This window comes from Vibrio qinghaiensis, assembly GCF_002257545.1.
Taxonomy (GTDB): domain Bacteria; phylum Pseudomonadota; class Gammaproteobacteria; order Enterobacterales; family Vibrionaceae; genus Vibrio; species Vibrio ordalii.
The window spans coordinates 1,107,907-1,131,032 of record NZ_CP022741.1 but is presented as its reverse complement, the minus strand read 5'-3'; the positions used below and the strand labels follow the sequence as shown (position 1 = coordinate 1,131,032).

Annotated in this window: 18 protein-coding genes and 4 tRNA genes; 9 read left to right on the top strand and 13 right to left on the bottom strand. The window is 45.6% G+C overall.

The window, feature by feature from the left end; translation table 11 throughout:
• Window positions 1–16: 16 nt before the first annotated feature.
• The 9 genes from pheS to uvrY form a co-directional block, all read right to left on the bottom strand.
• The gene (pheS, locus tag CCZ37_RS05300) at window positions 17–1,000 is read right to left on the bottom strand and encodes a phenylalanine--tRNA ligase subunit alpha (protein ID WP_010319632.1); all 984 of its coding nucleotides are present in this window, start codon (window positions 998–1,000) and stop codon (window positions 17–19) included.
• A 222-nt stretch (window positions 1,001–1,222) separates the two neighbouring features.
• On the bottom strand, window positions 1,223–2,200 hold the full coding sequence (locus CCZ37_RS05295; protein ID WP_019280933.1) for a carbohydrate porin: 978 nt from the start codon (window positions 2,198–2,200) through the stop codon (window positions 1,223–1,225).
• A gap of 752 nt (window positions 2,201–2,952) precedes the next feature.
• A tRNA-Gly gene (locus CCZ37_RS05290) sits at window positions 2,953–3,028 on the bottom strand.
• A 23-nt stretch (window positions 3,029–3,051) separates the two neighbouring features.
• Window positions 3,052–3,138: transfer RNA gene (locus tag CCZ37_RS05285), tRNA-Leu, on the bottom strand.
• 85 nt (window positions 3,139–3,223) lie between these two features.
• Window positions 3,224–3,299 (bottom strand) — tRNA-Gly (locus CCZ37_RS05280).
• Window positions 3,300–3,301: 2 nt separating this feature from the next.
• Window positions 3,302–3,375 (bottom strand) — tRNA-Cys (locus CCZ37_RS05275).
• 268 nt (window positions 3,376–3,643) lie between these two features.
• Window positions 3,644–4,201, bottom strand: a complete 558-nt coding sequence (gene pgsA / locus CCZ37_RS05270; RefSeq protein WP_013856615.1) for a CDP-diacylglycerol--glycerol-3-phosphate 3-phosphatidyltransferase — start codon at window positions 4,199–4,201, stop codon at window positions 3,644–3,646.
• Between the two features lie 46 nt (window positions 4,202–4,247).
• Window positions 4,248–6,080 carry an excinuclease ABC subunit UvrC gene (gene uvrC / locus CCZ37_RS05265; RefSeq protein WP_094499940.1) on the bottom strand — a complete coding sequence of 611 codons (1,833 nt, stop codon included), beginning with the start codon at window positions 6,078–6,080 and terminating at the stop codon, window positions 4,248–4,250.
• Window positions 6,080–6,724 (bottom strand): UvrY/SirA/GacA family response regulator transcription factor, encoded by a 645-nt coding sequence (gene uvrY, locus CCZ37_RS05260; protein ID WP_026028128.1) that lies wholly within the window; start codon window positions 6,722–6,724, stop codon window positions 6,080–6,082. The genes uvrC and uvrY overlap by 1 nt, the downstream gene beginning before the upstream one ends.
• A 481-nt stretch (window positions 6,725–7,205) precedes the next feature.
• Here uvrY and CCZ37_RS05255 point away from each other — a divergent pair, with 481 nt between their 5' ends.
• Entirely contained in the window at window positions 7,206–9,569 is a 2,364-nt protein-coding gene (locus CCZ37_RS05255) for a DNA polymerase II (protein ID WP_094500796.1), read from the top strand.
• Between the two features lie 24 nt (window positions 9,570–9,593).
• On the opposite strand, the gene CCZ37_RS05250 is transcribed toward CCZ37_RS05255, so the two are convergent.
• Window positions 9,594–10,361: a nucleotidyltransferase family protein gene (locus tag CCZ37_RS05250; protein ID WP_010319020.1), complete on the bottom strand. Its 768-nt coding sequence runs from the start codon at window positions 10,359–10,361 to the stop codon at window positions 9,594–9,596.
• Window positions 10,362–10,495: 134 nt separating this feature from the next.
• On the opposite strand from CCZ37_RS05250, the gene yeiP reads away from it, so the two are divergent.
• Window positions 10,496–11,062 (top strand): elongation factor P-like protein YeiP, encoded by a 567-nt coding sequence (yeiP, locus tag CCZ37_RS05245; protein ID WP_010319021.1) that lies wholly within the window; start codon window positions 10,496–10,498, stop codon window positions 11,060–11,062.
• Between the two features lie 2 nt (window positions 11,063–11,064).
• Window positions 11,065–11,385: an HI1450 family dsDNA-mimic protein gene (locus CCZ37_RS05240; protein ID WP_094131997.1), complete on the top strand. Its 321-nt coding sequence runs from the start codon at window positions 11,065–11,067 to the stop codon at window positions 11,383–11,385.
• Between the two features lie 98 nt (window positions 11,386–11,483).
• Here the strand turns inward: CCZ37_RS05240 and yqfB are convergent, their stop codons facing one another.
• Window positions 11,484–11,828 carry a N(4)-acetylcytidine aminohydrolase gene (gene yqfB, locus CCZ37_RS05235; RefSeq protein WP_010319023.1) on the bottom strand — a complete coding sequence of 115 codons (345 nt, stop codon included), beginning with the start codon at window positions 11,826–11,828 and terminating at the stop codon, window positions 11,484–11,486.
• A 248-nt stretch (window positions 11,829–12,076) separates the two neighbouring features.
• Between yqfB and hutC the strand changes: the two genes are divergently transcribed.
• From hutC to CCZ37_RS05205, 6 genes are all read left to right on the top strand, one after another.
• Window positions 12,077–12,790, top strand: a complete 714-nt coding sequence (hutC, locus tag CCZ37_RS05230) for a histidine utilization repressor (protein ID WP_094500795.1) — start codon at window positions 12,077–12,079, stop codon at window positions 12,788–12,790.
• 128 nt (window positions 12,791–12,918) lie between these two features.
• On the top strand, window positions 12,919–14,133 hold the full coding sequence (gene hutI / locus CCZ37_RS05225; protein ID WP_094499939.1) for an imidazolonepropionase: 1,215 nt from the start codon (window positions 12,919–12,921) through the stop codon (window positions 14,131–14,133).
• Window positions 14,126–15,139, top strand: a complete 1,014-nt coding sequence (gene hutG, locus CCZ37_RS05220; protein ID WP_094499938.1) for a formimidoylglutamase — start codon at window positions 14,126–14,128, stop codon at window positions 15,137–15,139. Before hutI ends, hutG begins: the two co-directional genes overlap by 8 nt.
• 77 nt (window positions 15,140–15,216) lie before the next feature.
• The gene (gene hutU / locus CCZ37_RS05215; protein ID WP_094499937.1) at window positions 15,217–16,914 is read left to right on the top strand and encodes a urocanate hydratase; all 1,698 of its coding nucleotides are present in this window, start codon (window positions 15,217–15,219) and stop codon (window positions 16,912–16,914) included.
• Window positions 16,915–16,926: 12 nt separating this feature from the next.
• Window positions 16,927–18,459 carry a histidine ammonia-lyase gene (gene hutH / locus CCZ37_RS05210; protein WP_094499936.1) on the top strand — a complete coding sequence of 511 codons (1,533 nt, stop codon included), beginning with the start codon at window positions 16,927–16,929 and terminating at the stop codon, window positions 18,457–18,459.
• A 109-nt stretch (window positions 18,460–18,568) separates the two neighbouring features.
• Window positions 18,569–19,294, top strand: coding sequence for a DUF3581 domain-containing protein (locus tag CCZ37_RS05205; protein WP_094500794.1), 726 nt, complete (start codon window positions 18,569–18,571; stop codon window positions 19,292–19,294).
• A 141-nt stretch (window positions 19,295–19,435) separates the two neighbouring features.
• Here CCZ37_RS05205 and CCZ37_RS05200 read toward each other — a convergent pair whose 3' ends face one another.
• Together CCZ37_RS05200 and ydiJ are read right to left on the bottom strand one after the other, a co-directional pair.
• A complete protein-coding gene (locus CCZ37_RS05200; RefSeq protein ID WP_094499935.1) occupies window positions 19,436–19,927 on the bottom strand; it encodes a methyltransferase family protein in 492 nt (163 codons plus the stop codon).
• Window positions 19,928–19,977: 50 nt separating this feature from the next.
• On the bottom strand, window positions 19,978–23,010 hold the full coding sequence (gene ydiJ, locus CCZ37_RS05195; RefSeq protein WP_167372384.1) for a D-2-hydroxyglutarate dehydrogenase YdiJ: 3,033 nt from the start codon (window positions 23,008–23,010) through the stop codon (window positions 19,978–19,980).
• Window positions 23,011–23,126: the final 116 nt, after the last annotated feature.

Genomic DNA, 23,126 nt, shown 5'->3' with positions numbered 1-23,126 from the left:
TGTGTTTACCCTTGAATTACTTGAATTGTTTGAGGAAGCGCAGATCGTTCTCAAAGAACGCGCGTAGGTCGTTGACGCCATAACGAAGCATCGTTAAACGCTCAACACCCATACCAAATGCAAAGCCAGAATATTTTTCAGGGTCAATACCAACACTGCGCAAAACGTTCGGGTGAACCATGCCGCAGCCTAGAACTTCAAGCCATTTACCATTTTTACCCTTCACATCCACTTCCGCAGAAGGTTCTGTAAATGGGAAATAAGAAGGACGGAAACGCACTTCAACTTCTTCTTCAAAGAAGTTACATAAGAAATCGTTCAAAATACCTTTAAGCTGAGCAAAATTGACGTGCTCATCAACCAACATTCCTTCAACTTGGTGGAACATTGGTGTGTGTGTTTGGTCGTAGTCATTACGATATACGCGGCCCGGCGCAATAAAACGAAACGGCGGTTGACCATTTTCCATAGTGCGAATTTGCACACCTGACGTGTGTGTACGCAACATTAAATCTGGATTAAAGAAGAAGGTATCGTGATCAGTACGTGCTGGGTGATCGGCAGCGATATTCAACGCATCAAAGTTGTGGAAGGCGTCTTCAATTTCAGGGCCAGATTCAACATGAAAACCAAGCTCACCAAAGAACTGCTCAATGCGTTCAACTGTGCGAGTCACTGGGTGTAAGCCACCATTTTCAATGCGGCGTCCAGGCAAAGTAACGTCAATCATTTCAGCCGCTAGTTTGGCTTCTAACTCTGCTCGCTGCAAAGCATCTTTACGCGTAGCAATGGCGTGTTGCACTGTTTCTTTCGCAACGTTAATCTCTTGACCTGCAGCGCGGCGTTCTTCGGGTGGCAATTTACCTAGGCTCTGTAGCTGAGTGGTTAACTCACCTTTTTTACCCAAGTACTGAACACGCACTTCATCAAGTGCGACTAGCGAATCGGCAGCATTAATCGCTGCGGTCGCATTAGCAATAATCTCTTCTAGATGTTGCATCGTTTCCTCATCTACCCGCTGGTAGTGTCCGTATAGGATGTTTTTGTATTTTTCAGATAGCTGCACATAGTATCGAAAGCCACCTCTAAAGCCAAATTGAAATGATACTGACGCTTGCTCTTGAGTAAAAAAACGGCATTATTTTTGCCATAAACATAAAAAATGCCTACTGAATGGTAGGCATCAAAAGCAGTTGAGATTTAATGCTTAAAGCTTTAAAACTTAGAAGAAATATTTTAGACGAATACGCATGCCTAGATCTTTGTTTTCTGTGTCGTCTACTTTCGAGTAGTAAGTACCTAGATAAACAGAGAAATCTTCCACATCCATCACATTAGCAAATTGGTAAGAAGCATAAGTGGTATTTACCTTCTCGCTAGTACCTTTATCAACATCACCATAGACATGACCTAGACCAAAGCCTTTAAACAGTAAGTTAGCACCGATGGTCGTATCTTCTTGTTTAGTTTTGTCGAAATCACGGAACGCATAGTTCACGTTGATAGAAAGATCGTTAGCAGAATAGTTAACTGTCGCGCCATAACCAAGGAAATCATTCGCAGCATCTTTATCATCTGCTGTCAGATTGGCTTCTAAACCAGCAGCAACACGAACTGAGTCAACGATTTGGTACGCAACAACTGGGCGTACAAATACCGCATTCTGATCCGCTGCAGACTCGTTCTCAAATTTAGTTGAGAGTTCAAAATAAAGGTTATCTGCCGTTTTGCTAAAGCCAATTTGTCCGTTATCACCACGGCCACGGGCCTTATTCGCACGGTATACATCTTTATCTGCATTTGCGTATTCAAGCATAGTATCTTGACCAACAGGGAACAAATCAAACGCTTCATAGCGGCCTACTTTCAGTTCCCAGTTATTCGCTTGACCAAATGCAATCCACGCATCATCAAGTTCAACTTTACCCGTTGTTTTAAGTAAAGGTTGTGCTTGCGCTTTGATATAACGGTCACCACTCACACTGCGCTCACCAGCGATTTGAACCAAAAGGCGGCCATCTTGATTTAGATGTTGCTTATCAGTGGCATTTTTATCACGAAGGTTGATATCGAACTCAACATCACCGCCGATTGAGAAAACACCTTGTTCACCTTCAACACTGATACCTGCGTTTGCTTGTAGTGCGGCTGAAATTAGAATTGCGGCAAGAGAAAGTTTACCAGAGGTAGCAAAATTCATTTTTTATACTCCATCGACCTTATGGTCATCATTATCATTATGTTGGTGCTTGACACCTTGAATCTCATCCTGAGATATAGACAATAAAATTAATGAGTTAGGCTCACATTCACCGGGGGAAGTAGCACGCTACTTTGGTAATCATGAATAACTCAATCTCTTTATTGCTCAGCAACCACTGCTTATGTATTCCCTTAACGTTGCTGACGGGGATGGAGTTTACATTCACTGAATCAATGTAAAAATAGATCAATGTCACATTGGGGATCGTTCCCATGAATGGGTTATTGATAAGTTTATATAAATCACGCTTTTGCAAATAATTCACACCAAGAATTAAATGTTGGCATGAAAATTATGTGAAGTAGGCCGAAATTTTGCTTAACAAAATAATAACAACTCAAGATAAAAGTTGCTTTATCAAATTATTAACATTCTAGAATTGAGGATGGAGAGTAAAAACGAAGCGATATTTGACCATAAATTGAAGCATTACGGTTTAATGGTGATGGCTTTACTTAAAATATTTTAATTTCACGTCCGAAACCGTCAACGAATATAGTGAACGTAGGGGGGATTTACCCAATTTCTGCTAGGGCTTTAATTTGGAGCGACACACGAGGTTCGCTTTCTTTTGAACTAAAAGCGTGACCTCAACCTTGGCAAGGTTGCTCTAAAACGATATCGTTGGTTGTAAACTGGCAGTGAGACAGAGATGAAAAAGCCCCAGCATTTCTGCTAGGGCTTTAATTTGGAGCGACACACGAGGTTCGAACTCGTGACCTCAACCTTGGCAAGGTTGCGCTCTACCAACTGAGCTAGTGTCGCATACTGCATAAGCAGTAAAAAGATGGTGCCCCGGGCCGGACTTGAACCGGCACGACTCGAAAGTCGAGGGATTTTAAATCCCTTGTGTCTACCAATTTCACCACCAGGGCACGCAATTCTGCATTGCGATGCTGTTTACAAAATTTAGTAACACCATCTTTAGATACTGAACGTTAAGTTCAACACCTCAAAATTTGGAGCGACACACGAGGTTCGAACTCGTGACCTCAACCTTGGCAAGGTTGCGCTCTACCAACTGAGCTAGTGTCGCAATGGAGGCGCGTCCCGGAGTCGAACCGAGGTCCACGGATTTGCAATCCGCTGCATAGCCCCTCTGCCAACGCGCCCCTGTAACATCAAGGGGTTGGGTTGTTTCTTCCGTTCCTCTCAAGTACGGGATGCATTCTACGCATTCGATTCGATGAGTCAATATTATTTTTTTAGTTTTTAAACCGTTTGGCTATTTTGCATTCAAAAAGGACGGATTTGGTTAATTTGATAGCAAAATTCACCACCTTTCACACGAGATAACTGTGCTTTAACTGAAGCAATAATGCATGTTGTGAAAGGGATTGTAGAAATTGGAGGAACAAAAAACGGGCCTAAGCCCGTTTCTTAATGATGTTCTGCATTGAGGAGGTCGTCTTTAGCTGCCGCCAAGTATTGAACCATTGACCAATAGGTCAAAATGGTTGCGATGTATAACGCTGCATAGCCGACCCACACCATCCAATCATCATGACGCCAAATCAATACCCACAATGCAAACATTTGGGTGAGCGTCTTAACCTTCCCAACCCATGAAACGGCCACACTGGCTCTTTTACCAATTTCCGCCATCCATTCTCGCAACGCAGAAATGATGATTTCACGTGCAATCATTGTCACGGCTGGAATCGTTATCCAGAGACTGTGGTAATGGTCGGTGATCAAGATAAGAGCCGTCGCAACGAGCACTTTATCCGCTACTGGGTCGATAAAAGCACCAAAGCGAGAGGTTTGCCCAAGTTTTCGCGCAAGCATGCCATCTAACCAATCGGTAAAACCCGCTACCCAAAACACCATTGCCGCAGCAAAAGGGCCCCAGCCGTAAGGCAGATAGAAAACAACGACAAATACTGGGATAAGGAAAAGTCGTAATAAAGACAAAATATTAGGAATATTCAAACGCATATTTATAGGCTCTTATCGATTGCGCGGTTATGTTGCGTTATTTTTCTTATTGTTTCAATGCTTGATAAATGTTTTCAGCTAAAGAATGGCTAATACCGGGCACTTTGGCGATTTCTTCAACAGTGGCTCTTTTTAGCTCTTGCAGCCCTCCCATATATTTCAGCAGTGCTTGCCGGCGTTTAGGCCCAACCCCTTCTATGCCTTCCAATGTACTGGTACGCCGTGTTTTACCCCGTTTGGCTCTATGCCCAGCAATAGCGTGATTATGACTTTCATCGCGAATATGCTGAATCAAATGCAAAGCTGGCGCATCACTTGGCAGGTTAAATTCATCGCCATCGGTTGTAATCAACGTTTCTAGCCCCGGTTTGCGGGTAACACCTTTGGCGATACCAATCATCACCGGCCTTTTCGGCCAATCTTGCCAATGGCTAGAGATGATCTGCAAAGCTCGATTCAATTGCCCTTTACCACCATCAATGAAAATGACATCGGGGATTTTTTCCACATCAAGCTGCTTTGAATACCGCTTATCTAACACTTGCCCCATTGCGGCGTAATCATCCCCACCAGTAATTCCCGTGATGTTATAACGGCGGTATTCTGGTTTAACAGGCCCTTCTTGGTTAAATATCACGCATGAGGCGATCGTGCTCTCTCCCATGGTGTGCGAAATATCAAAACACTCCATACGCTCTATGCTATCCAACCCTAAAACAGATTGAAGTGCTTTAAAGCGCTGGTTGATCGTCATTCTATGGTTAATCTTAGCCGTTATTGCACTCAATGCATTGGTATTAGCCAATTTTAAATATTGGGCACGCACACCTGTTGGGCTGATGTGGAAAGAAACTTTACGTCCGACCAAGGTCTGTAAGGCTGCTTGCAGCGGCTTTTCATCCTCTAGCAGACCCGCATTTAAGATCACTCTACTTGGGATCGTACGCGCTTCATTGTGACTTAAATAATACTGCCCTAAAAAGCCATCAAACACCTCTTCTTGAGTCGTGTTAGCCGGAATTTTAGGAAAATGACTACGACTACCCAATATTTTACCTTGGCGGATCATCAAAATATGGATGCAAGCGATGCCATTTTCTTGGGCAAATCCCAATACATCCATATCATCCATCGTCTCTTCAGAAACAAACTGTTGTTCTTGGACTCTTCGAATGGCTTGGATCTGGTCTCTAAATTTAGCGGCATTTTCAAACTGCAGTGCTTGGCTGGCTTGTTCCATTTTTTGCACTAATGTTTCAAGTACTTGGTTATCTTTGCCTTGCAAAAACAATCGAACATAATTAACCAATTCAGCATACTCTTCATCCGCAATGATATGACTCACACAAGGTGCAGCGCAGCGGCCAATTTGATACATCAGGCAAGGACGAGTCCGGTTGCTATAGACGGTATCTTCACATTGTCTTACCGGAAATATTTTTTGGATGAGGTGTAACGACTCTCGAACCGCACCAGAATCAGGATATGGACCAAAATACTCACCTTTGCGCTTTTTCGCTCCACGGTGCAACGACAAACGAGGGTGCTTATGCCCACTAATAAAAATATACGGGTAAGATTTATCGTCTCGCAGCAGCACATTGTATTTAGGCAAATATTGCTTGATGTAATTGTGTTCAAGGATCAACGCTTCCGTTTCAGTGTGAGTAACGGTGACATCAATTTTATCGATATGGCTGACTAACGCGCGCGTTTTCTCACTGTCGATTGTTTTTCGAAAGTAACTAGAAAGGCGTTTTTTGAGGTCTTTGGCTTTGCCAACATAGATGATATCAGCCTCGGCATTATACATTCGATAAACGCCGGGCTGATGGGTAACGGTTTTAAGAAAAGCGACCGAGTCGAACAAAGAAGTCACTAAAGCGTCTCGGTGTCTAACATTCCGTGTCGAATAGCTAAATGGGTCAGTTCAACATCACCGCTGATCGCTAACTTACTAAACAGTCGATAGCGATAGCTATTTACTGTTTTGGGGCTAAGACTAAGTTGCTCGGAAATATCCGTCACTTTTTGCCCTTTGGTAATCATCATCATGATCTGCAGCTCTCTTTCCGAGAGATCAGCAAATGGATTGTCAGAAGCTGGCGAGAATTGGCTTAATGCCATTTGCTGTGCGATTTCAGGCGAGATATAACGCTGCCCGCTATTCACAATGCGAATCGCGTTGACCATTTCATCTGGGCCTGCACCTTTGGTTAAATAACCCGCGGCTCCAGCTTGCATCACTTTGGTCGGAAATGGATTTTCCGTATGAACCGTTAACACGATGATTTTCACATCTGGATTAAAGCGCAGAATTTTTTTTGTCGCTTCCAAACCGCCGATACCAGGCATGTTCATATCCATTAAAACAACGTCGACATGATTACTGCGACACCATTTTACTGCTTCTTCACCGCTGTCAGCTTCCCCTACTACGTTCATTCCACGGACGTCTTCAATAATACGTCGTATCCCTGTGCGAACCAGCTCGTGATCATCTACAAGGAAAACACTTATCAAACTTGTATCTCCACACTCATCTATTGGCTCTGCACCCACTGAATCGTGGATAGCAGCATCGCGGCCCACATTAATTAGCTCACAATTGGAAATTAACTCACAATCGGGTAATTAACTTAACATTGGTTTTTACTCACACTGAATATGTGCTCAAACCCCAAATTTGGCAAGTACTTATTTGTTCGGCTAATCATCCAATGAGAATCCATTAACAAATCAAAAGCTTAATTATATTAGCAGAGATGCCGCACGACTTTTACATGATTTTTTGACAAATTTGAACCTAAACATAAAAATGCAACCAGCCTCATAAAAATACAAAACCAAAACAAATCATAAGGTTAAAATACATACACCATACTAATTAACGGTTATTTCATCTCCATCGCCCGCTTACTCGCCTCACTGAAATTCGTTATTTAACTCATAGCTCTGATATGATGCCCTCCCCCAAGGTTACGACTATTTGGATTTATTACGCTTGGTTATTCAACACGGTTTTTTACTTACTCGCCATGCAAGAGACCTTCATGGCTCGACTCATATTGAGTTGTGGTTGAGTACGCCTCAAGGTCCAACCCAACTGATTATCCGTGGTGAAAAACCCGTTTTCTTCATACCACAGAAAGATGTGCCACAAGCGCAAAAATTAGCGTTAGAGCGACAGCTCTCTATCGAATTGAAAGCATTGGATTTGGAAGATTTTGAACATACCCCCCTAGCGGGTTGTTATTGTCAAACAATTCAAACGCATGCTGAGTTTTCGGCACTACTAAAGCAACATCATATTCTGATGTTAGAAGATGATATTAAGCTTGCCGACCGCTTTCTTATGGAGCGTTTTCTTAAAGGCAGCATTGAATTCACTGGACGGCTTACCCAGGCGTTTTCCCACTCAAAAATAGAACAGGCGAAATGTCGACCGGGCAACTATCTTCCTCATCTGAAAGTGGTTTCGCTGGATTTAGAGTGTTCTGAAAAAGGCATTCTCTACTCGATTGGTTTTGATAGCCCAATGGACAGCCGCGTAATCATGATTGGTGAGCCCGAGCCTTGCGATACCCCAATTCAGTGGGTGAAAGACGAATACGCATTGCTCAACGCTCTCATCGATTGGTTCACTGAGTTCGACCCTGATGTAATAATTGGCTGGAGCGTGATTGATTTTGATTTTCGCTTACTCCATAAAAGAGCCGAGTGGCATAAGTTAAAACTTGCGATTGGTCGCGGCAAACAGCACAGTTTTTTTCGTAGTTCAAACCAGAGTCAGCAAGGGTTTATTACCATTCCCGGGCGAGTCGTGTTGGATGGAATTGATACATTAAAAACAGCCACTTACCAATTTCGTTCTTGGTCATTGGAATCAGTATCAAGGGAGCTCTTAGGCGAAGGAAAAGCGATTCATAACGCCCATGATCGGATGAATGAAATCAACCGTATGTTTCAAAAAGACAAACCATCACTAGCGAAATACAACCTGCAAGATTGTGTGTTAGTGAATAAAATCTTTGAACATACCCATTTGCTGGATTTCGCCATTGAACGTTCCCGTCTCACGGGTGTGGAGCTAGATCGCGTCGGCGGTTCTGTCGCCGCCTTTACCAATCTCTATTTACCTCAATTGCATCGCGCGGGTTACATCGCGCCTAACTTACACTCCGAAAATTGGGTCGCAAGCCCCGGAGGCTATGTGATGGACTCCATCCCTAACCTCTACGACTCTGTGTTACTTCTTGATTTTAAAAGCTTATATCCCTCGATCATTCGTTCATTTTTAATTGACCCACTTGGCTTGATTGAAGGGCTAAAAATTCCGATTGGCAAAGAGGATAATCAAGCGGTAACGGGATTTCGTGGCGGTCAATTTCACCGCACCAAACATTTTCTTCCAGAAATGATCGAGAAATTGTGGGCTGCGCGTGATGTGGCGAAAAAGAACAATAACAAAGCCTTTTCACAAGCGATAAAAATCATCATGAACTCTTTCTACGGGGTGCTTGGATCGTCAGGTTGTCGTTTTTTTGATACTCGTTTGGCGTCCAGTATTACCATGCGCGGACACGAGATCATGAAGCAAACTAAAAAGTTAATTGAGGCGCAAGGCTATCAAGTGATTTATGGTGATACCGACTCAACCTTTGTCTCTTTAGGTGGTCAATATTCACAGCAGCAAGCGGATCGCGTAGGAAAACAACTGGTTGAACACATCAATCAATGGTGGACGACCCACTTGCGTGAAGAGTACCGATTGGAATCGATGCTGGAATTGGAATACGAAACCCACTACCGAAAGTTTCTGATGCCAACCATCCGAGGTTCAGAAACAGGATCAAAAAAACGCTATGCGGGATTGATCGGTGAAGGCGAAAACGAGCGGCTAATTTTTAAAGGGCTTGAGAGTGCAAGAACGGACTGGACTCCGCTCTCACAACGCTTTCAGCACCAACTTTATTCGATGATTTTTAATGGTGAAGACCCTGCGGCGTTTATTCGTGAAATCGTTGAGCAAACTCAAACCGGTCAACTCGACCATGAGCTCGTGTACCAAAAACGGTTGCGGCGCAAGCTGCATGAATACCAAAAAAACGTACCGCCACAAGTAAGAGCTGCGCGACTTGCTGATACGATAAACCAGCAGTTAGGCCGACCATTACAATATCAAAATCGAGGTCGTATCGAATATCTCATCACACTGAATGGCCCTGAGCCTAAAGAGTATTTAAAAAGTCCTATCGATTATCAGCACTATATCGATAAACAATTGCAGCCAGTCGCAGAAGCCATTTTGCCTTTTGTTGGCTTGAGTTTCGAACAGCTCAGCCAGCCACAACTTGGGCTATTTTAAGAAGTACGACGATCTAGCCAGCGGTTAACCAATCCGAAACTCTGTTTTTTGGTACTGCTTTGCCAGCCATTGACCATAACTGTCTAGAATCCCAATCACTGAACGTTTGGCGATCACTCGTCCAGAGAGCAAAATACCCAATCTCTCAATGTCGATTTTTTTCTCCGGGTGATAACGTAAAAACTGCTGCCCGCATTCGATAGGATCATCAAACCAATTTTTGTCACGATACATAATCAAAGCATAGCTGGCGCGCAGCAATTTCTTGGCAATGGCTACTTGCGCCTTGCTCTGTTCGCTTTCAGAACTGGTTTTTGCAATTTTATCACGGTAAAAAAAGACCCAATCTGCGATGTCCATATTCCAGTGTTTAGCTATTTCCCAACTGGGTTCGAAATCGCCAAAGCATTGCGCCAGATCATCACCCAAGATGCAAACGCTGCAATGGCGCAACATAAATCCCCACGTAAAAATGCTCTCTAAAGTGGCTACTTCGCTCACGAGTGCAGTTTTGATCGAGACTTCGGTGATATGTGGAAAACTTTTCTGAAATCGCCATTTTATCGTATTCAGCAGAGTTGCTCGTTGCTCGGAGAAATCACGGTGCGTCACCAACACTACATCCAAATTGGAGCGCCCATAACGCGCAGTTCTGCGCGCCACACTGCCATAAAGGTAAAGACTATGTAGATTGTCACCTAACCCGGCACGCAGAAACTTGATGAGATCATCGATAGCCGCTTGATATTCAGCCTGAAAGGGTTGTTTTGGGTCAATAACCGATAAATACATAGCAAAAAGCGTTAGTTAATTTAAGAAAAAGTACACGCGGTCATGTTCTACTATGCAAAGCAATCAATCAAGATATTCCTTTTCGAAAACGGCAAGGTATAATGCGCCGAAACTAAGTATGAAGGAAAAATTCCATGCCAAAGGCGAATGAATTAAAAAAAGGGTTTGCTATTATTTCTGATGGCAAGACGCTATTGATCAAAGATATCGAAGTGACCACTCCTGGTGGCCGCGGTGGTTCTAAAATCTACAAACTACGTTGTACTGATTTGAACACTGGCGCTCGCGTTGATGAGCGTTTAAAAGCCGATGACTTTGTCGACACCGTTGACATGAACCGCCGTGCGGTTTCGTTTTCTTATGTTGATGGCGATGAGTACATCTTCATGGATAACGAAGATTACACTCAATTTACGTTTAAACAGGCGGATATCGAAGATGAGCTGCTGTTCATCACTGAAGAAATCCAAGGTATGTATGTGGTTGTCGTCGACGGTGTTGCGGTAGCACTAGATGTCCCTTCATCTGTTGAGCTTGTGATTGAAGAGACTGATCCTTCCATCAAAGGTGCTTCAGCTTCTGCGCGTTCAAAACCAGCACGTTTAAGCACTGGCCTTGTCGTGCAAGTTCCTGAATATGTGGCAACTGGTGACCGTATTATCGTCAACACCGCTGAACGCAAATACATGAGCCGAGCATAATAATGTCTGATTTGATTTCTTACGACGATGCCATTGATGCGGCTTACGACATCTTTCTTGAAATGGCACCCGATAATCTAGAACCTGTTGATGTGATCCTGTTTACGGCACAATTTGAAGACCGTGGCGCAGCTGAACTGGTTGAGGTAGGTGATGATTGGGTTCAACACGTGGGTTTTGACGTCGATAAGGAAGCTTACGCGGAAGTATTGATCGGTCTTGTCAATGAAGAGGACGACGTACTAGACGATGTGTTTGCAAGAATGCTCGTTAGCCGCGACCCAGACCAAAAGTTCTGCCACATTCTATGGAAGCGTGACTAACCTCATTACTGTTGCTGCGTTTTATAATGAAATCGTCGTGACACTGTCTTGAGACAAACAGCAATAACGCCAATCATGATTGATTGGCGTTATTATTTTTAAGCGTGATCTTTTTCCAGAGCTTTCTCTTCAACCAGTTGATAGTGAATAACATACAACTGTTCAATATTGGGATAAATGTCTTGAATCACCTCTTTCAGTGTCGTGAGTGACATATTTTCCTGCTCTGCATGGTAGTGACTTAATTCGCTAAATAGGATCGGTTCAACCTTATTGATTAACAAGCGGCAGAACTTTCGCCCCTCTTCCAACGTACTCACCTCAACAATAGAGCCAACTTGGTAGTGCTTTTCGCTCTCATCACGAATGGTGATCACTTTCTTTTTCGCCAAAATATCCGCTTCAAAACGAGCGAAAAAAGTCATTTCTGTTGGAGCTGTCATCGCATTTTCTCTTTATTATTTAAACCACAAGTTACTATTTACAACACAGGTTATTATTTACAACACAGGTTACTATTGACAACACAAGTTACGGCGCCATCTTACCGTGACACTGACCCTTTGTCGTCGATAGCGGCTTCACCAATTCACCGTTTTGGCCGATGATGATCGCAAAGCCTTATCTAAATATTGCATTTCCCAGCGACTTCGTTAATTATTTGTATATTCAAATGAAACTCATCATGCCCATGTCAAGCTCACCACTTTATAGACAAATAAAACAATTTATTTTAGATAACATTGACTCCGGACACTGGCCTGTCGGCCAACGCATAAGCACCGAGCTAGAACTGACCGAGCAATTTAATGTGAGTCGGATGACGGTGAATAAAGCGATACGGGATCTGGTGGCTGATGGAAAACTGCAGCGCCGACCAAGGCTAGGTACTTTTGTTTGCGCTGTAGAAGACAAAGCGGAATCACCGCTACTTGATATTCGTAATATTGCTGACGAGGTCGCTAGCCGAGGAAAGCAATATCGCAGTAAAGTCTTAAAGCAACTTGCGTTAGCAGCAGATGAAAGTGTCGCTATCAAACTCGGCGTCATGCTAGGATCTTCTGTTTTTTATAGTGAAATCATTCACTTTGCTAATGACACTCCGATACAACTGGAAGTGCGTTGGGTCAATAGCCGCTACGCGCCCCACTATCTTGAACAAAACTTCGCCTTCATGACGCCCAATCAATATCTTTCACAAAACTGCCCATTGAGTGCAATTGAGCACACTGTTGAAGCCATTATTGCCGATCATCACATCAAACAATTGTTGCAGTTGGCCGTCAATGAACCCTGTTTACTACTCAATCGCCGTACTTGGAGTGGCGATAAGTTAGTCAGCTCTGCACTGCTTTATCACCCGGGCTCGAAATACAAATTAACCTCTAAAGTGATGCTCGATTAACGCTACACATTTCAACATTCGATCACAGTTCTGCAACATTCACCTTGCGCAACCTGCTTTTTTGTCTTATTTATTTGTATATACATTTAAATCAGTGAAGTAATTAAGCCATAACGGTGACAATAAAGATGGATCTAATACTGACCAACGCGCGTATCGTCAGCATGGAACAAGGAGATCTTGGCTATCAGCCTAGCTCTCCTAAAACTGTGGTGATAAAAGCGGGCAAAATTGACGCCTGCCTTGATAGCCACATTCCCATCGCCGCCGCGCCAGAACACAAAGTCATAGATTGCCAAGGCAAGCTTATCACTCCGGGGTTGATAGATTGCCATACTCACCTTATCTATGCCGGTAACCGCGCCAATGAGTTTGAAATGCACTTGCAAGGTGTTCCCTACCCAGCGATCGCCAAGCAAGGCGGCGGTATTTTATCAACCGTCCACGCCACCCGCACCGCATCCATTGACCAATTGGTTGAGTTGGCACTACCAAGGTTAGAGGGATTGCTGCGTTCCGGTGTCACATCCGTTGAGATCAAATCGGGCTACGGTTTAACGCTCCATGATGAGATAAAAATGCTCAAAGCGGCTAAGCACCTTGAGGATCATCGCCGCATTAAAGTCGTCACAACACTGCTCGCCGCTCACGCCATTCCACCAGAATATCAACACCGATCAGACGATTATGTTGAGCATATTTGTCAGGAAATCATCCCTCTGGTGGCCGAACAAAAACTCGCTTCGAGCGTCGATGTGTTTTGTGAATCGATTGGTTTTACGCTGGCACAAACAGAAAAAGTGTTCCAAGCCGCAATTGCGCATGGGCTGCAAGTGAAAGGTCATACCGAGCAATTATCAAACCTAGGGGGAAGCGCTTTAACCGCCCATTACCAAGGTTTGTCTGCCGATCATATCGAATATTTAGATGAGCAAGGTGTGTTTGCACTCGCCCGTTCCAATACCGTGGCAACCTTACTGCCCGGTGCTTTTTATTTCTTACGTGAAACCCAACGCCCACCGATTGATTTACTGCGTCAGCATCATATTCCAATGGCCATCGCAAGTGATTTCAACCCCGGTACATCGCCGTTTGCTGACCTCACTCTTATGATGAATATGGCGTGCACACTGTTTGGCTTAACCCCCCAAGAAGCCTTACGAGGTGTGACTCAACATGCTGCGCAAGCGTTAGGTTTTGCTGATTCTCGCGGCAAAATTGCCACTGGCTATGATGCCGATCTCGCCATTTGGAATATTAGCCACCCAGCCGATTTAAGTTATCAAGTGGGCGTACCGCGTTTGCATGCACGCGTAGTTGACGGAGCATTTACCTATGAATAACCCTATTTTTAGCAACACTCAGCACAGCTTCGAGTGGCAAGGCCGTGACGATGCCGAAGATGGCGAGTTAGGTACACGCGTTCACCATCAAACTCAACGTTGCACCGTCAATACGCTTCCCATTCAACCAAGCCAAGATGAGAAAGCCATTGCCATTATCGGTTTTGAATGCGATGCAGGGGTGGCACGCAACAAAGGGCGCATTGGCGCAAAACAGGCTCCCGATGCCATTCGCCAAGCGCTGGCCAACATGGCTTGGCATAAGCACTCTCGCTTTTTTGATCTGGGCAATATTCGCTGTATTGATGATGAGCTTGAGCTGGCTCAGCAACAGTGCGCTGATGTGATTGCCCATACGCTTAAACAAACGCCCGTTATCGTACTGGGTGGCGGTCATGAAGTCGCTTGGGCCACGTTTCAAGGCGCAGCGCAATATCTGAGTCAACAAACTATCAGCCAACCACGGATTGGGATCATCAATTTTGACGCACATTTCGATTTGCGTGCTTTTGAGTCAGAGATCGCTTCGGTGCGACCTAGCTCGGGCACGCCCTTTAATCAAATTCATCAATGGTGCGAGCAAAATCAATGGCCATTTCATTACGCTTGCTTAGGTGTGAGCCGAGCAAGTAATACGGCGGCACTGTTTCAACGAGCCGATGAACTGGGCGTTTGGTATATGCAAGATAATCAGTTTTCAGCACTGAGCCCGATTGATCATCTGCGTGAACTGCAGCACTTCATTGACCAGTGTGACTATCTCTATTTGACAATTGACTTAGATGTCTTTCCAGCTGCAACGGCGCCGGGAGTCAGCGCCCCAGCAGCACGTGGCGTCAGTTATGAAGCGCTCGCCCCTTATTTTGACAAAATTTTCTACCACAAAAACAAACTGTTAATTGCCGACATTGCCGAATACAACCCGCAATTTGACCAAGACAATCAAACCGCTCGTCTTGCGGCAAGGTTGTGTTGGGATATCGCCAATGCCATGACCGACGATTAATCGCTACACCTCACTTAACCCGATACTGGCACCATAACAACAATAGCGCCACATTGTGAAATACAAGGAGTCTCAACATGACGCAACCCCATACTCAAGAGCAACGTCTTGATACCACGCGCACCATTCGCGCCCCTCACGGCACAACACTTCGAGCCAAATCGTGGTTAACCGAAGCGCCACTGCGCATGCTCATGAACAACCTTGACCCAGACGTTGCAGAGCACCCACATGCACTTGTGGTGTATGGTGGCATTGGCCGCGCGGCCCGAAATTGGCCGTGCTTTGATAAAATTGTTGAAGTGCTTGAACGCCTTGAAGAGGATCAAACGCTCTTGGTTCAATCAGGCAAACCTGTCGGCGTTTTCCCGACGCACAAAAATGCACCACGTGTGCTGATTGCCAACTCAAACCTTGTGCCGCACTGGGCCAACTGGGAGCACTTTAATGAGCTCGATAAGCAGGGGTTGATGATGTACGGTCAAATGACGGCGGGCTCATGGATCTACATCGGCTCACAAGGCATTGTACAAGGTACTTACGAAACCTTCGTCGCCATCGCTAGACAGCATTTTGCAGGTAACGCAAAAGGCCGCTGGGTGTTGACTGGTGGCTTGGGTGGCATGGGCGGCGCTCAGCCATTAGCGGCAACCATGGCTGGGTTTTCCATGATTGCGGTCGAGTGTGATGAATCGCGCATCAACTACCGTTTACGCACTGGTTATGTCGATAAAAAAGCCACCAGTTTAGATGAAGCCTTGGCGATGATCGATAGCTCGGAGACACCGATTTCTGTCGGTTTGTTAGGTAATGCCGCTGATATTTTTCCACAGCTAGTTGAGCGTAATATCACCCCCGATGTGGTGACAGACCAAACCTCGGCCCATGACCCACTCAATGGTTATTTACCCTTAAATTGGAGCATGGCACACGCCGCTCAAATGCGCACTCAAGATGAAAGCCAGGTGGTCAAGGCGGCCAAAGCATCGATGGCCGTCCAAGTTCAAGCGATGTTAACGCTGCAAAAACGCGGCGCTGCCACACTCGACTACGGCAACAACATCCGCCAAATGGCTCTCGAAGAAGGAGTAGCGAACGCTTTTGACTTCCCAGGATTCGTGCCAGCCTACATTCGCCCGCTATTTTGTGAGGGGATTGGACCTTTTCGCTGGGTCGCCCTGTCTGGCGATCCCGAAGACATTTATAAAACCGACCAAAAAGTGAAAGAGTTAATCCCTGATAACCCCCATCTACATAACTGGCTAGACATGGCGCGCGAACGCATTCAATTCCAAGGCCTACCAGCTCGCATCTGCTGGGTGGGTTTGAAAGATCGCGAACGTTTAGGCCAAGCCTTTAACGCGATGGTGAAAAGTGGCGAGTTAAAAGCGCCAGTCGTGATTGGTCGCGACCATTTAGATTCCGGCTCGGTAGCAAGCCCAAACCGTGAAACTGAAGGTATGCTAGATGGCTCAGACGCTGTTTCCGATTGGCCGCTGCTCAACGCACTGCTCAATACCGCCGGTGGCGCAACTTGGGTGTCACTTCACCACGGCGGTGGCGTAGGTATGGGCTTTTCTCAGCACTCTGGCATGGTGATCTGCTGCGATGGTTCAGATGACGCAGCACAACGTATTGCGCGTGTTTTGCATAACGACCCAGCCACAGGTGTCATGCGCCATGCTGATGCAGGTTATGACATTGCGAAACGCTGTGCTAAAGAACAAAAGCTCGACCTGCCAATGCTCAACCATGAACTCGCGCAACTGAAGTAAGGACAAAAAAACATGTTAAATCTTGTTATTAAACCGGGCCAATTGAGCTTAAAAGCACTGCGTCAAGTCAGCCGAAAGCCGGTCACCGTATCACTCGACTCCAGCGCGATAGCGGGTATTGAAGCAAGCACACAAGTCGTTGAGCAGGTGATTGCCGAAAATCGTACTGTTTATGGTATCAACACGGGGTTTGGCCTACTTGCCAATACTAAAATTGCCCCTGAAGATTTAGAAACCTTGCAGCGCAGCATCGTGCTTTCACACGCTGCGGGCATTGGTAAATTCATGGCGGATGAAACCGTTCGCTTGATGATGGTACTCAAAATTAATAGCCTTTCCCGTGGGTATTCTGGTATTCGACTTGAGGTGATCAACGCCTTGATGGCGTTAGTTAATCACCAGGTCTACCCCTGTGTTCCGCAAAAGGGATCGGTTGGCGCATCGGGTGATTTAGCGCCTTTAGCACACATGAGTACGGTACTGCTCGGCGAAGGGCAAGCTCGCCACAACGGCGAAATTATCTCTGGACTGGACGCGTTGAAAATCGCAGGGCTAACTCCTATTACTTTAGCGCCAAAAGAGGGGCTCGCGCTACTCAATGGCACACAAGCCTCTACCGCATTTGCACTAGAGGGGTTATTTGCCGCAGAAGACTTATTTGCCTCCGCCATTGTATGTGGTTCAATGTCGGTCGAAGCGGCGCTGGGCAGTCGCCGCCCGTTTGATCCGCGCATTCATCGCGTTCGCGGCCATCGCGCGCAAATGGATGCCGCCAGCGCTTATCGCCATGTACTTGACAGCCGCAGCGAGATTGGTGAATCCCACACCGCATGTGAAAAAGTACAAGATCCGTATTCACTGCGTTGCCAACCACAAGTGATGGGCGCGTGCTTACAGCAAATTCGCAATTCGGCTGAAACGCTAGAAGTGGAAGCCAATGCCGTTTCCGACAACCCTCTGGTGTTTGCAGATGATGGCGACATCATCTCTGGCGGTAATTTCCATGCAGAGCCCGTCGCGATGGCTGCGGATAACTTGGCGCTAGCAATTGCCGAAATCGGCAGTTTGTCAGAACGACGCATGGCACTCTTGATTGACAGCGCGCTCAGCAAGCTTCCGCCATTTTTAGTGGACAACGGTGGCGTTAACTCTGGCTTTATGATTGCGCAAGTGACGGCGGCAGCGCTAGCCAGTGAAAATAAAACGCTCGCCCATCCGGCTTCGGTTGACAGCTTACCCACTTCAGCCAACCAAGAAGATCACGTGTCGATGGCAACGTTTGCTGGTCGTCGTCTGCGTGATATGAGCGAAAACACGCGTGGTATTTTAGCGGTCGAGTATCTCTCTGCCGTGCAGGGGCTCGATTTCAGAGCGCCCAATAAATCCTCCGCATTAGTCGAAGAAGCGAAACAAATCCTGCGTAAAAAAGTTTCGTTTTACGATAAGGATCGCTACTTCTCGCCAGATATTGAACAAGCTAATACCTTGCTAGAACTGGCGGTACATAACTCGCTCATGCCGGAAAGTCTTCTCCCTAGCTTATAATATTACGCTATTGAGCCTCGCTCTCTGTGAGGCTCTTTTTACTGATTGGACCATTCATCGAGTGGAGTTGACTTATAATCGCGTCAGTTTTGGCCATACAGCGTACATTATGTCTCTTACATCTTATTTCACTCATCAAGATCAAAAATTCCAGTTCACTCGCCAACAAGCGAGTCACTTTGCTAAAAAAGTGGCGGGAGATTTCAACCCAATCCACGACGAAGACAGCAAGCGTTTCTGTGTTCCGGGCGATTTGCTCTTTGCAGTATTGCTGCAAAAAGAAGGCATTAGCCAAAAGATGCGTTTTGATTTTTCAGGCATGGTCAGCGATGGCATTGCACTGCACATTGAAAATAAGTGTATGAAAGAGAGCGCTCTTGTCGATACTGCCGGCAAAGAGTATCTACACATGAGCCGTGAAGGGCAAGTAAGCCACAACTCCGCATTTATCGAACACGTTGTAACGAACTATGTGCAGTTTTCTGGTATGAACTTCCCGCACATCATGGTGCCATTGATGGAGGAAGCGCAAATGATGATTAACTGCCAGCGCCCATTAGTCATCTATGAAAGCATGGAAGTGGAATTTGAACGCTTAGACCTCACTTCACCTGAAGTTAAGTTTTCTGGTGCGACGTTTGATGTTGACGGTAAACGTGGCATTGTCACGCTTAACTTTGCCTTTAAAGAAAATGGTCAAATTGTAGGGAAAGGGGTGAAGCGCATGGTAGCCAGTGGCCTGAAACCTTATGACCAAGAAGCAGTAGATGACTTGGTTAATCGCTTCAATGAACGTAAAGAGATGTTTTTAGCTCAAGTTTCAAAAGCAGCCTAACCGTATTATTTTCACTATGGCTTGAGCTCTTTTGCCCATTATCTAGAACCATGTTCGTTGTCTAGAACCATGTTCGTTGTATAGATTGTCGCCCCGCTATTCTCGCGGGGCTTTTGATTTCGAATGTCTTACGATATTCAACTATATCCAGCGCCTAACACGCTGCTTGTAATCGACATACTCTTCGCCAAAACGCGCTTCCAGCACTCGCTCTTCTGGATAAATCTGAAAACGATTCATAAACCACACAAATAAAAATGCGACCACGAGGCTCAACCCATTGTTTTGCCAGTATGCCACGCCAAACAACAGCAAAAAGAGCCCAAGATACATCGGATTACGCGAATAACGGTAGATACCGCTATCGACAATGCACGATGTTGTTTCTGGTTTGGTTGGATTGACCGTGGTTTTCTTGCGGCGAAATTCGTAAATCCCCAGTAAACCAACGATGCCAGATAAAACAAAGCAAATCGCAAAGACCACTCGAGGCGCAGGTAAAGCGAGGCTTGCAAACTCAAAACTGTATGAGATACGATGCATTAACAGTAGCGCCACGATGAATATCGCCACTGGGGGTATTTTCAGTTCAAATTTTTCCATGCTGCTCCACCTGACTGTACTTCGCTCCAAACCAATATCGACAGTATAGTAAAAAGCCCAGTAAGGTCTGGGCTTAGGGTTTACAACAATGCCAGTAAAGCCTGTAACGGATGCTTTGGTTTTACCTGTTCAAATCGTTTCACTTGACTGCGGCAGGAATACCCTGTGATCAAGCAACGCTCTTTGGGCAGTTTTCCTAAACTTGGCTTCCAACTTAAGCCATAAATATCTTTCGACATCTCCAGCTTATCCTGTTCGTGGCCAAAGGTTCCGGCCATACCACAACAACCGACTGGCACCGTTTTTAACTGAGAACCAAAATGGCTAAATATCGCGCCCCACTCTTTTTCTGCATTCGGTAGCTTGGTTTTTTCCGTGCAATGAGCAAACAGATACCAAGGCACTTCACTGCGGGTCTGATGATTAAACTCTGTTAAACGTGGCAACAGCCACTCATGAACGGTCAGCACATCAAACTCACCGCGCTTATCGCCAAGAATTTCGTTGTACTCATCACGGTAGCAAAGCACTAACGCTGGATCGACACCGACCATCGGAATGTTGAGATCCGCTACCTGCGACAAAAACGCAGCGGTGTTTTTCGCAGTGGCTGTGAATTGCTTTAAAAATCCTTTGATATGCTGCGCTTTACCATTGGGTTTGAATGGCAACAGTATCGGATTTTTGCCTAATTTGATCAGCAATTGTACGAAATCTTCAACCACCTCAGCATCGTAATAACTGGTAAATGGGTCTTGGACGATAATCACATGTTGAGCGCGATCTTGCTGTGACAGCCCAGCGAGGCGCTGCATATCAAATTTCACCACTTGGCCTGCGACACGCTTTGCCAACGTCGGCACCGAAAGTAAGGGCGCATCAACGTAGCCAACGGTTGAAGCGGTGAGGCTTTGTACCCATTTCTGAGCCAACACCCCGTTCACCACTTGCGGTGCCTTTGCCATGACCGGCAAAAGCGTTTCAATATTCGCGACAAGATAATCCTTAGCCGGACGCTGATAACGTGAGTAGTAGATATTTAAAAAACGAGAGCGAAAACTCGGCACATCGACTTTGATTGGGCATTGGCTGGCACACGCTTTACACGCCAAGCAGCCGTTCATCGCTTCATACACTTCATGTGAAAAATCGTACTCGTGCGATTTATTGAAAGAGTTACGCACGCGATCAATCATGGTTTTGATGGTTGGGTTCGACTCCAACACTTGCTTCTCTAGGTCGAGAATATCCACACCCTGCTCGGTAAGTTGGCGTAACCATTCACGCACCAAACCGGCGCGGCCTTTCGGTGAGTGACGACGATCCGCCGTGACTTTCATCGACGGGCACATCGGCGAACTGGTGTCATAGTTAAAGCATAAACCGTTACCATTACACTCCATCGCCTGTTTGAAACTGTCACGGACCTTCACATCGATTTGACGATCAAAATAGCCGCGTTTGGTGTCCGTGACTTTGACCAATTCAAAATTGGTCTCAAGTGGCGTACATATTTTGCCGGGGTTCATTTTATTGTGCGGGTCAAAGGCTGCTTTAACGCGTCGTAATTCAGTAAATAGCTCCTCACCAAAAAACGCGGGGCCATATTCGGAGCGATAACCTTTGCCATGTTCGCCCCACATTAAACCGCCATATTTTGCCACCAGTTTGACCACATCATCAGACACTTCATGCATCAGAAGCTCTTGCTGTGGGTCACACAAATCCAAAGCAGGGCGCACATGCAACACGCCGGCATCCACGTGGCCAAACATGCCATAACTGAGATTTTTACTATCCAGCAAGGTACGGAATTCGCTAATAAAATCAGCCAAGTGTTGCGGCGGAACACAAGTATCTTCAGCAAAAGCAACAGGTTTAGCCTTGCCTTTGGCCGCCCCTAATAATCCCACCGCTTTTTTGCGCATGTTGTAAATCAGGTTAATGCTCGCCAAATCACTGCACACTTGATAGCCAATGATGCCCGCTTGTTCTTGCTCAAGCATCTGATCAAGACGCTGCGTCAATGAAGCGACCTGAGCGGCGACCTCTTGCTCGCTTTGGCCTGCGTATTCGACCATGTTGATGCCTTGCATCTCTTTGCCCGGAACATCCGCTAATAACTCGCTGACGCTATGCCAAACAATATCTTGCTTAGCTAAATTTAATACTTTGGAATCAACGGTTTCAACCGATAAAGCACTGGCTTCTACCATCAAAGGTGCATTACGCAGTGCTGAATCAAAGCTGTTGTACTTCACATTGACTAAGGTGCGAGCTTGGGGGATAGGCGTCAGATTCAAGGTTGCTTCTGTGATGAAGACCAAAGAGCCTTCTGCGCCACAAAGTACCCGAGTGAGATTAAAGTGATCACGTTCTTCATCAAGCGCATTTTTAAGATCATAGCCCGTCAGAAAGCGGTTAAGAGGTGGAAATTTCGCCACAATTTGTTCGCGCTTGTCACGGCATACCGCTTCGGTCACTTGCAACGCGTTTGCAGCAAAAGTACCACTTTCAGGCAAGCCTAATGAGAGATCCGATTCAAGTACCGAGCCATCGGCAAAAACGGCTTGCAGAGACAAGACATGATCCGACGTTTTGCCATATTTTAAAGAGCCCTGCCCTGACGCATCGGTATTAATCATGCCACCAAGTGTGGCTCGGTTACTGGTCGAAAGATCCGGTGAGAAAAAATAACCCAATGGTCTGACCGCATCATTTAATTGGTCTTTTACCACGCCAGCTTGTACCCTTACCCAACCTTTATCAGCATTGATTTCAAGTACTTGGTTCATATGACGAGATAAATCAACCACAATACCTTTGGTTAGTGATTGGCCATTAGTGCCAGTGCCGCCGCCTCGCGGTGAAAAAGTGACTCTCTCAAATTCTGGTTTTGAGCTAATCTTACCAATAAGTGCTACGTCATGAGTTGATTTGGGATGCACGACGGCTTGGGGCAATTGCTGATAAACACTGTTGTCAGTCGCAACAGCAAGTCGGCTAGAGTATTGTGATTCGATATCGCCGCTAAATCCTTGATTTTCGAGTTGTTGTAAAAAGCTCAAAACGACGGGATCGACGTCCGTTTGGTGATGAAGTCTTGGTAACATTTGCTTCCTGCCCCTACTGCGCTGATCCAATCAGCTGTGGGTTAATGGTTATTTTGATATTAATCTTTGAATTTCGTCACTTTACAACATTTAAAAAGGTGATCAAATCAGAATCT

Bases quoted from the DNA above. Each gene is read 5' to 3' on its own strand.
- pheS (WP_010319632.1), bottom strand. From the start codon at position 1,000: ATGCAACATCTAGAAGAGATTATTGCTAATGCGACCGCAGCGATTAAT.
- CCZ37_RS05295 (WP_019280933.1), bottom strand. From the start codon at position 2,200: ATGAATTTTGCTACCTCTGGTAAACTTTCTCTTGCCGCAATTCTAATT.
- pgsA (WP_013856615.1), bottom strand. From the start codon at position 4,201: ATGCGTTTGAATATTCCTAATATTTTGTCTTTATTACGACTTTTCCTT.
- CCZ37_RS05250 (WP_010319020.1), bottom strand. From the start codon at position 10,361: ATGTATTTATCGGTTATTGACCCAAAACAACCCTTTCAGGCTGAATAT.
- yeiP (WP_010319021.1), top strand. From the start codon at position 10,496: ATGCCAAAGGCGAATGAATTAAAAAAAGGGTTTGCTATTATTTCTGAT.
- CCZ37_RS05240 (WP_094131997.1), top strand. From the start codon at position 11,065: ATGTCTGATTTGATTTCTTACGACGATGCCATTGATGCGGCTTACGAC.
- yqfB (WP_010319023.1), bottom strand. From the start codon at position 11,828: ATGACAGCTCCAACAGAAATGACTTTTTTCGCTCGTTTTGAAGCGGAT.
- hutC (WP_094500795.1), top strand. From the start codon at position 12,077: ATGTCAAGCTCACCACTTTATAGACAAATAAAACAATTTATTTTAGAT.
- hutI (WP_094499939.1), top strand. From the start codon at position 12,919: ATGGATCTAATACTGACCAACGCGCGTATCGTCAGCATGGAACAAGGA.
- hutG (WP_094499938.1), top strand. From the start codon at position 14,126: ATGAATAACCCTATTTTTAGCAACACTCAGCACAGCTTCGAGTGGCAA.
- hutU (WP_094499937.1), top strand. From the start codon at position 15,217: ATGACGCAACCCCATACTCAAGAGCAACGTCTTGATACCACGCGCACC.
- hutH (WP_094499936.1), top strand. From the start codon at position 16,927: ATGTTAAATCTTGTTATTAAACCGGGCCAATTGAGCTTAAAAGCACTG.
- CCZ37_RS05205 (WP_094500794.1), top strand. From the start codon at position 18,569: ATGTCTCTTACATCTTATTTCACTCATCAAGATCAAAAATTCCAGTTC.
- ydiJ (WP_167372384.1), bottom strand. From the start codon at position 23,010: ATGTTACCAAGACTTCATCACCAAACGGACGTCGATCCCGTCGTTTTG.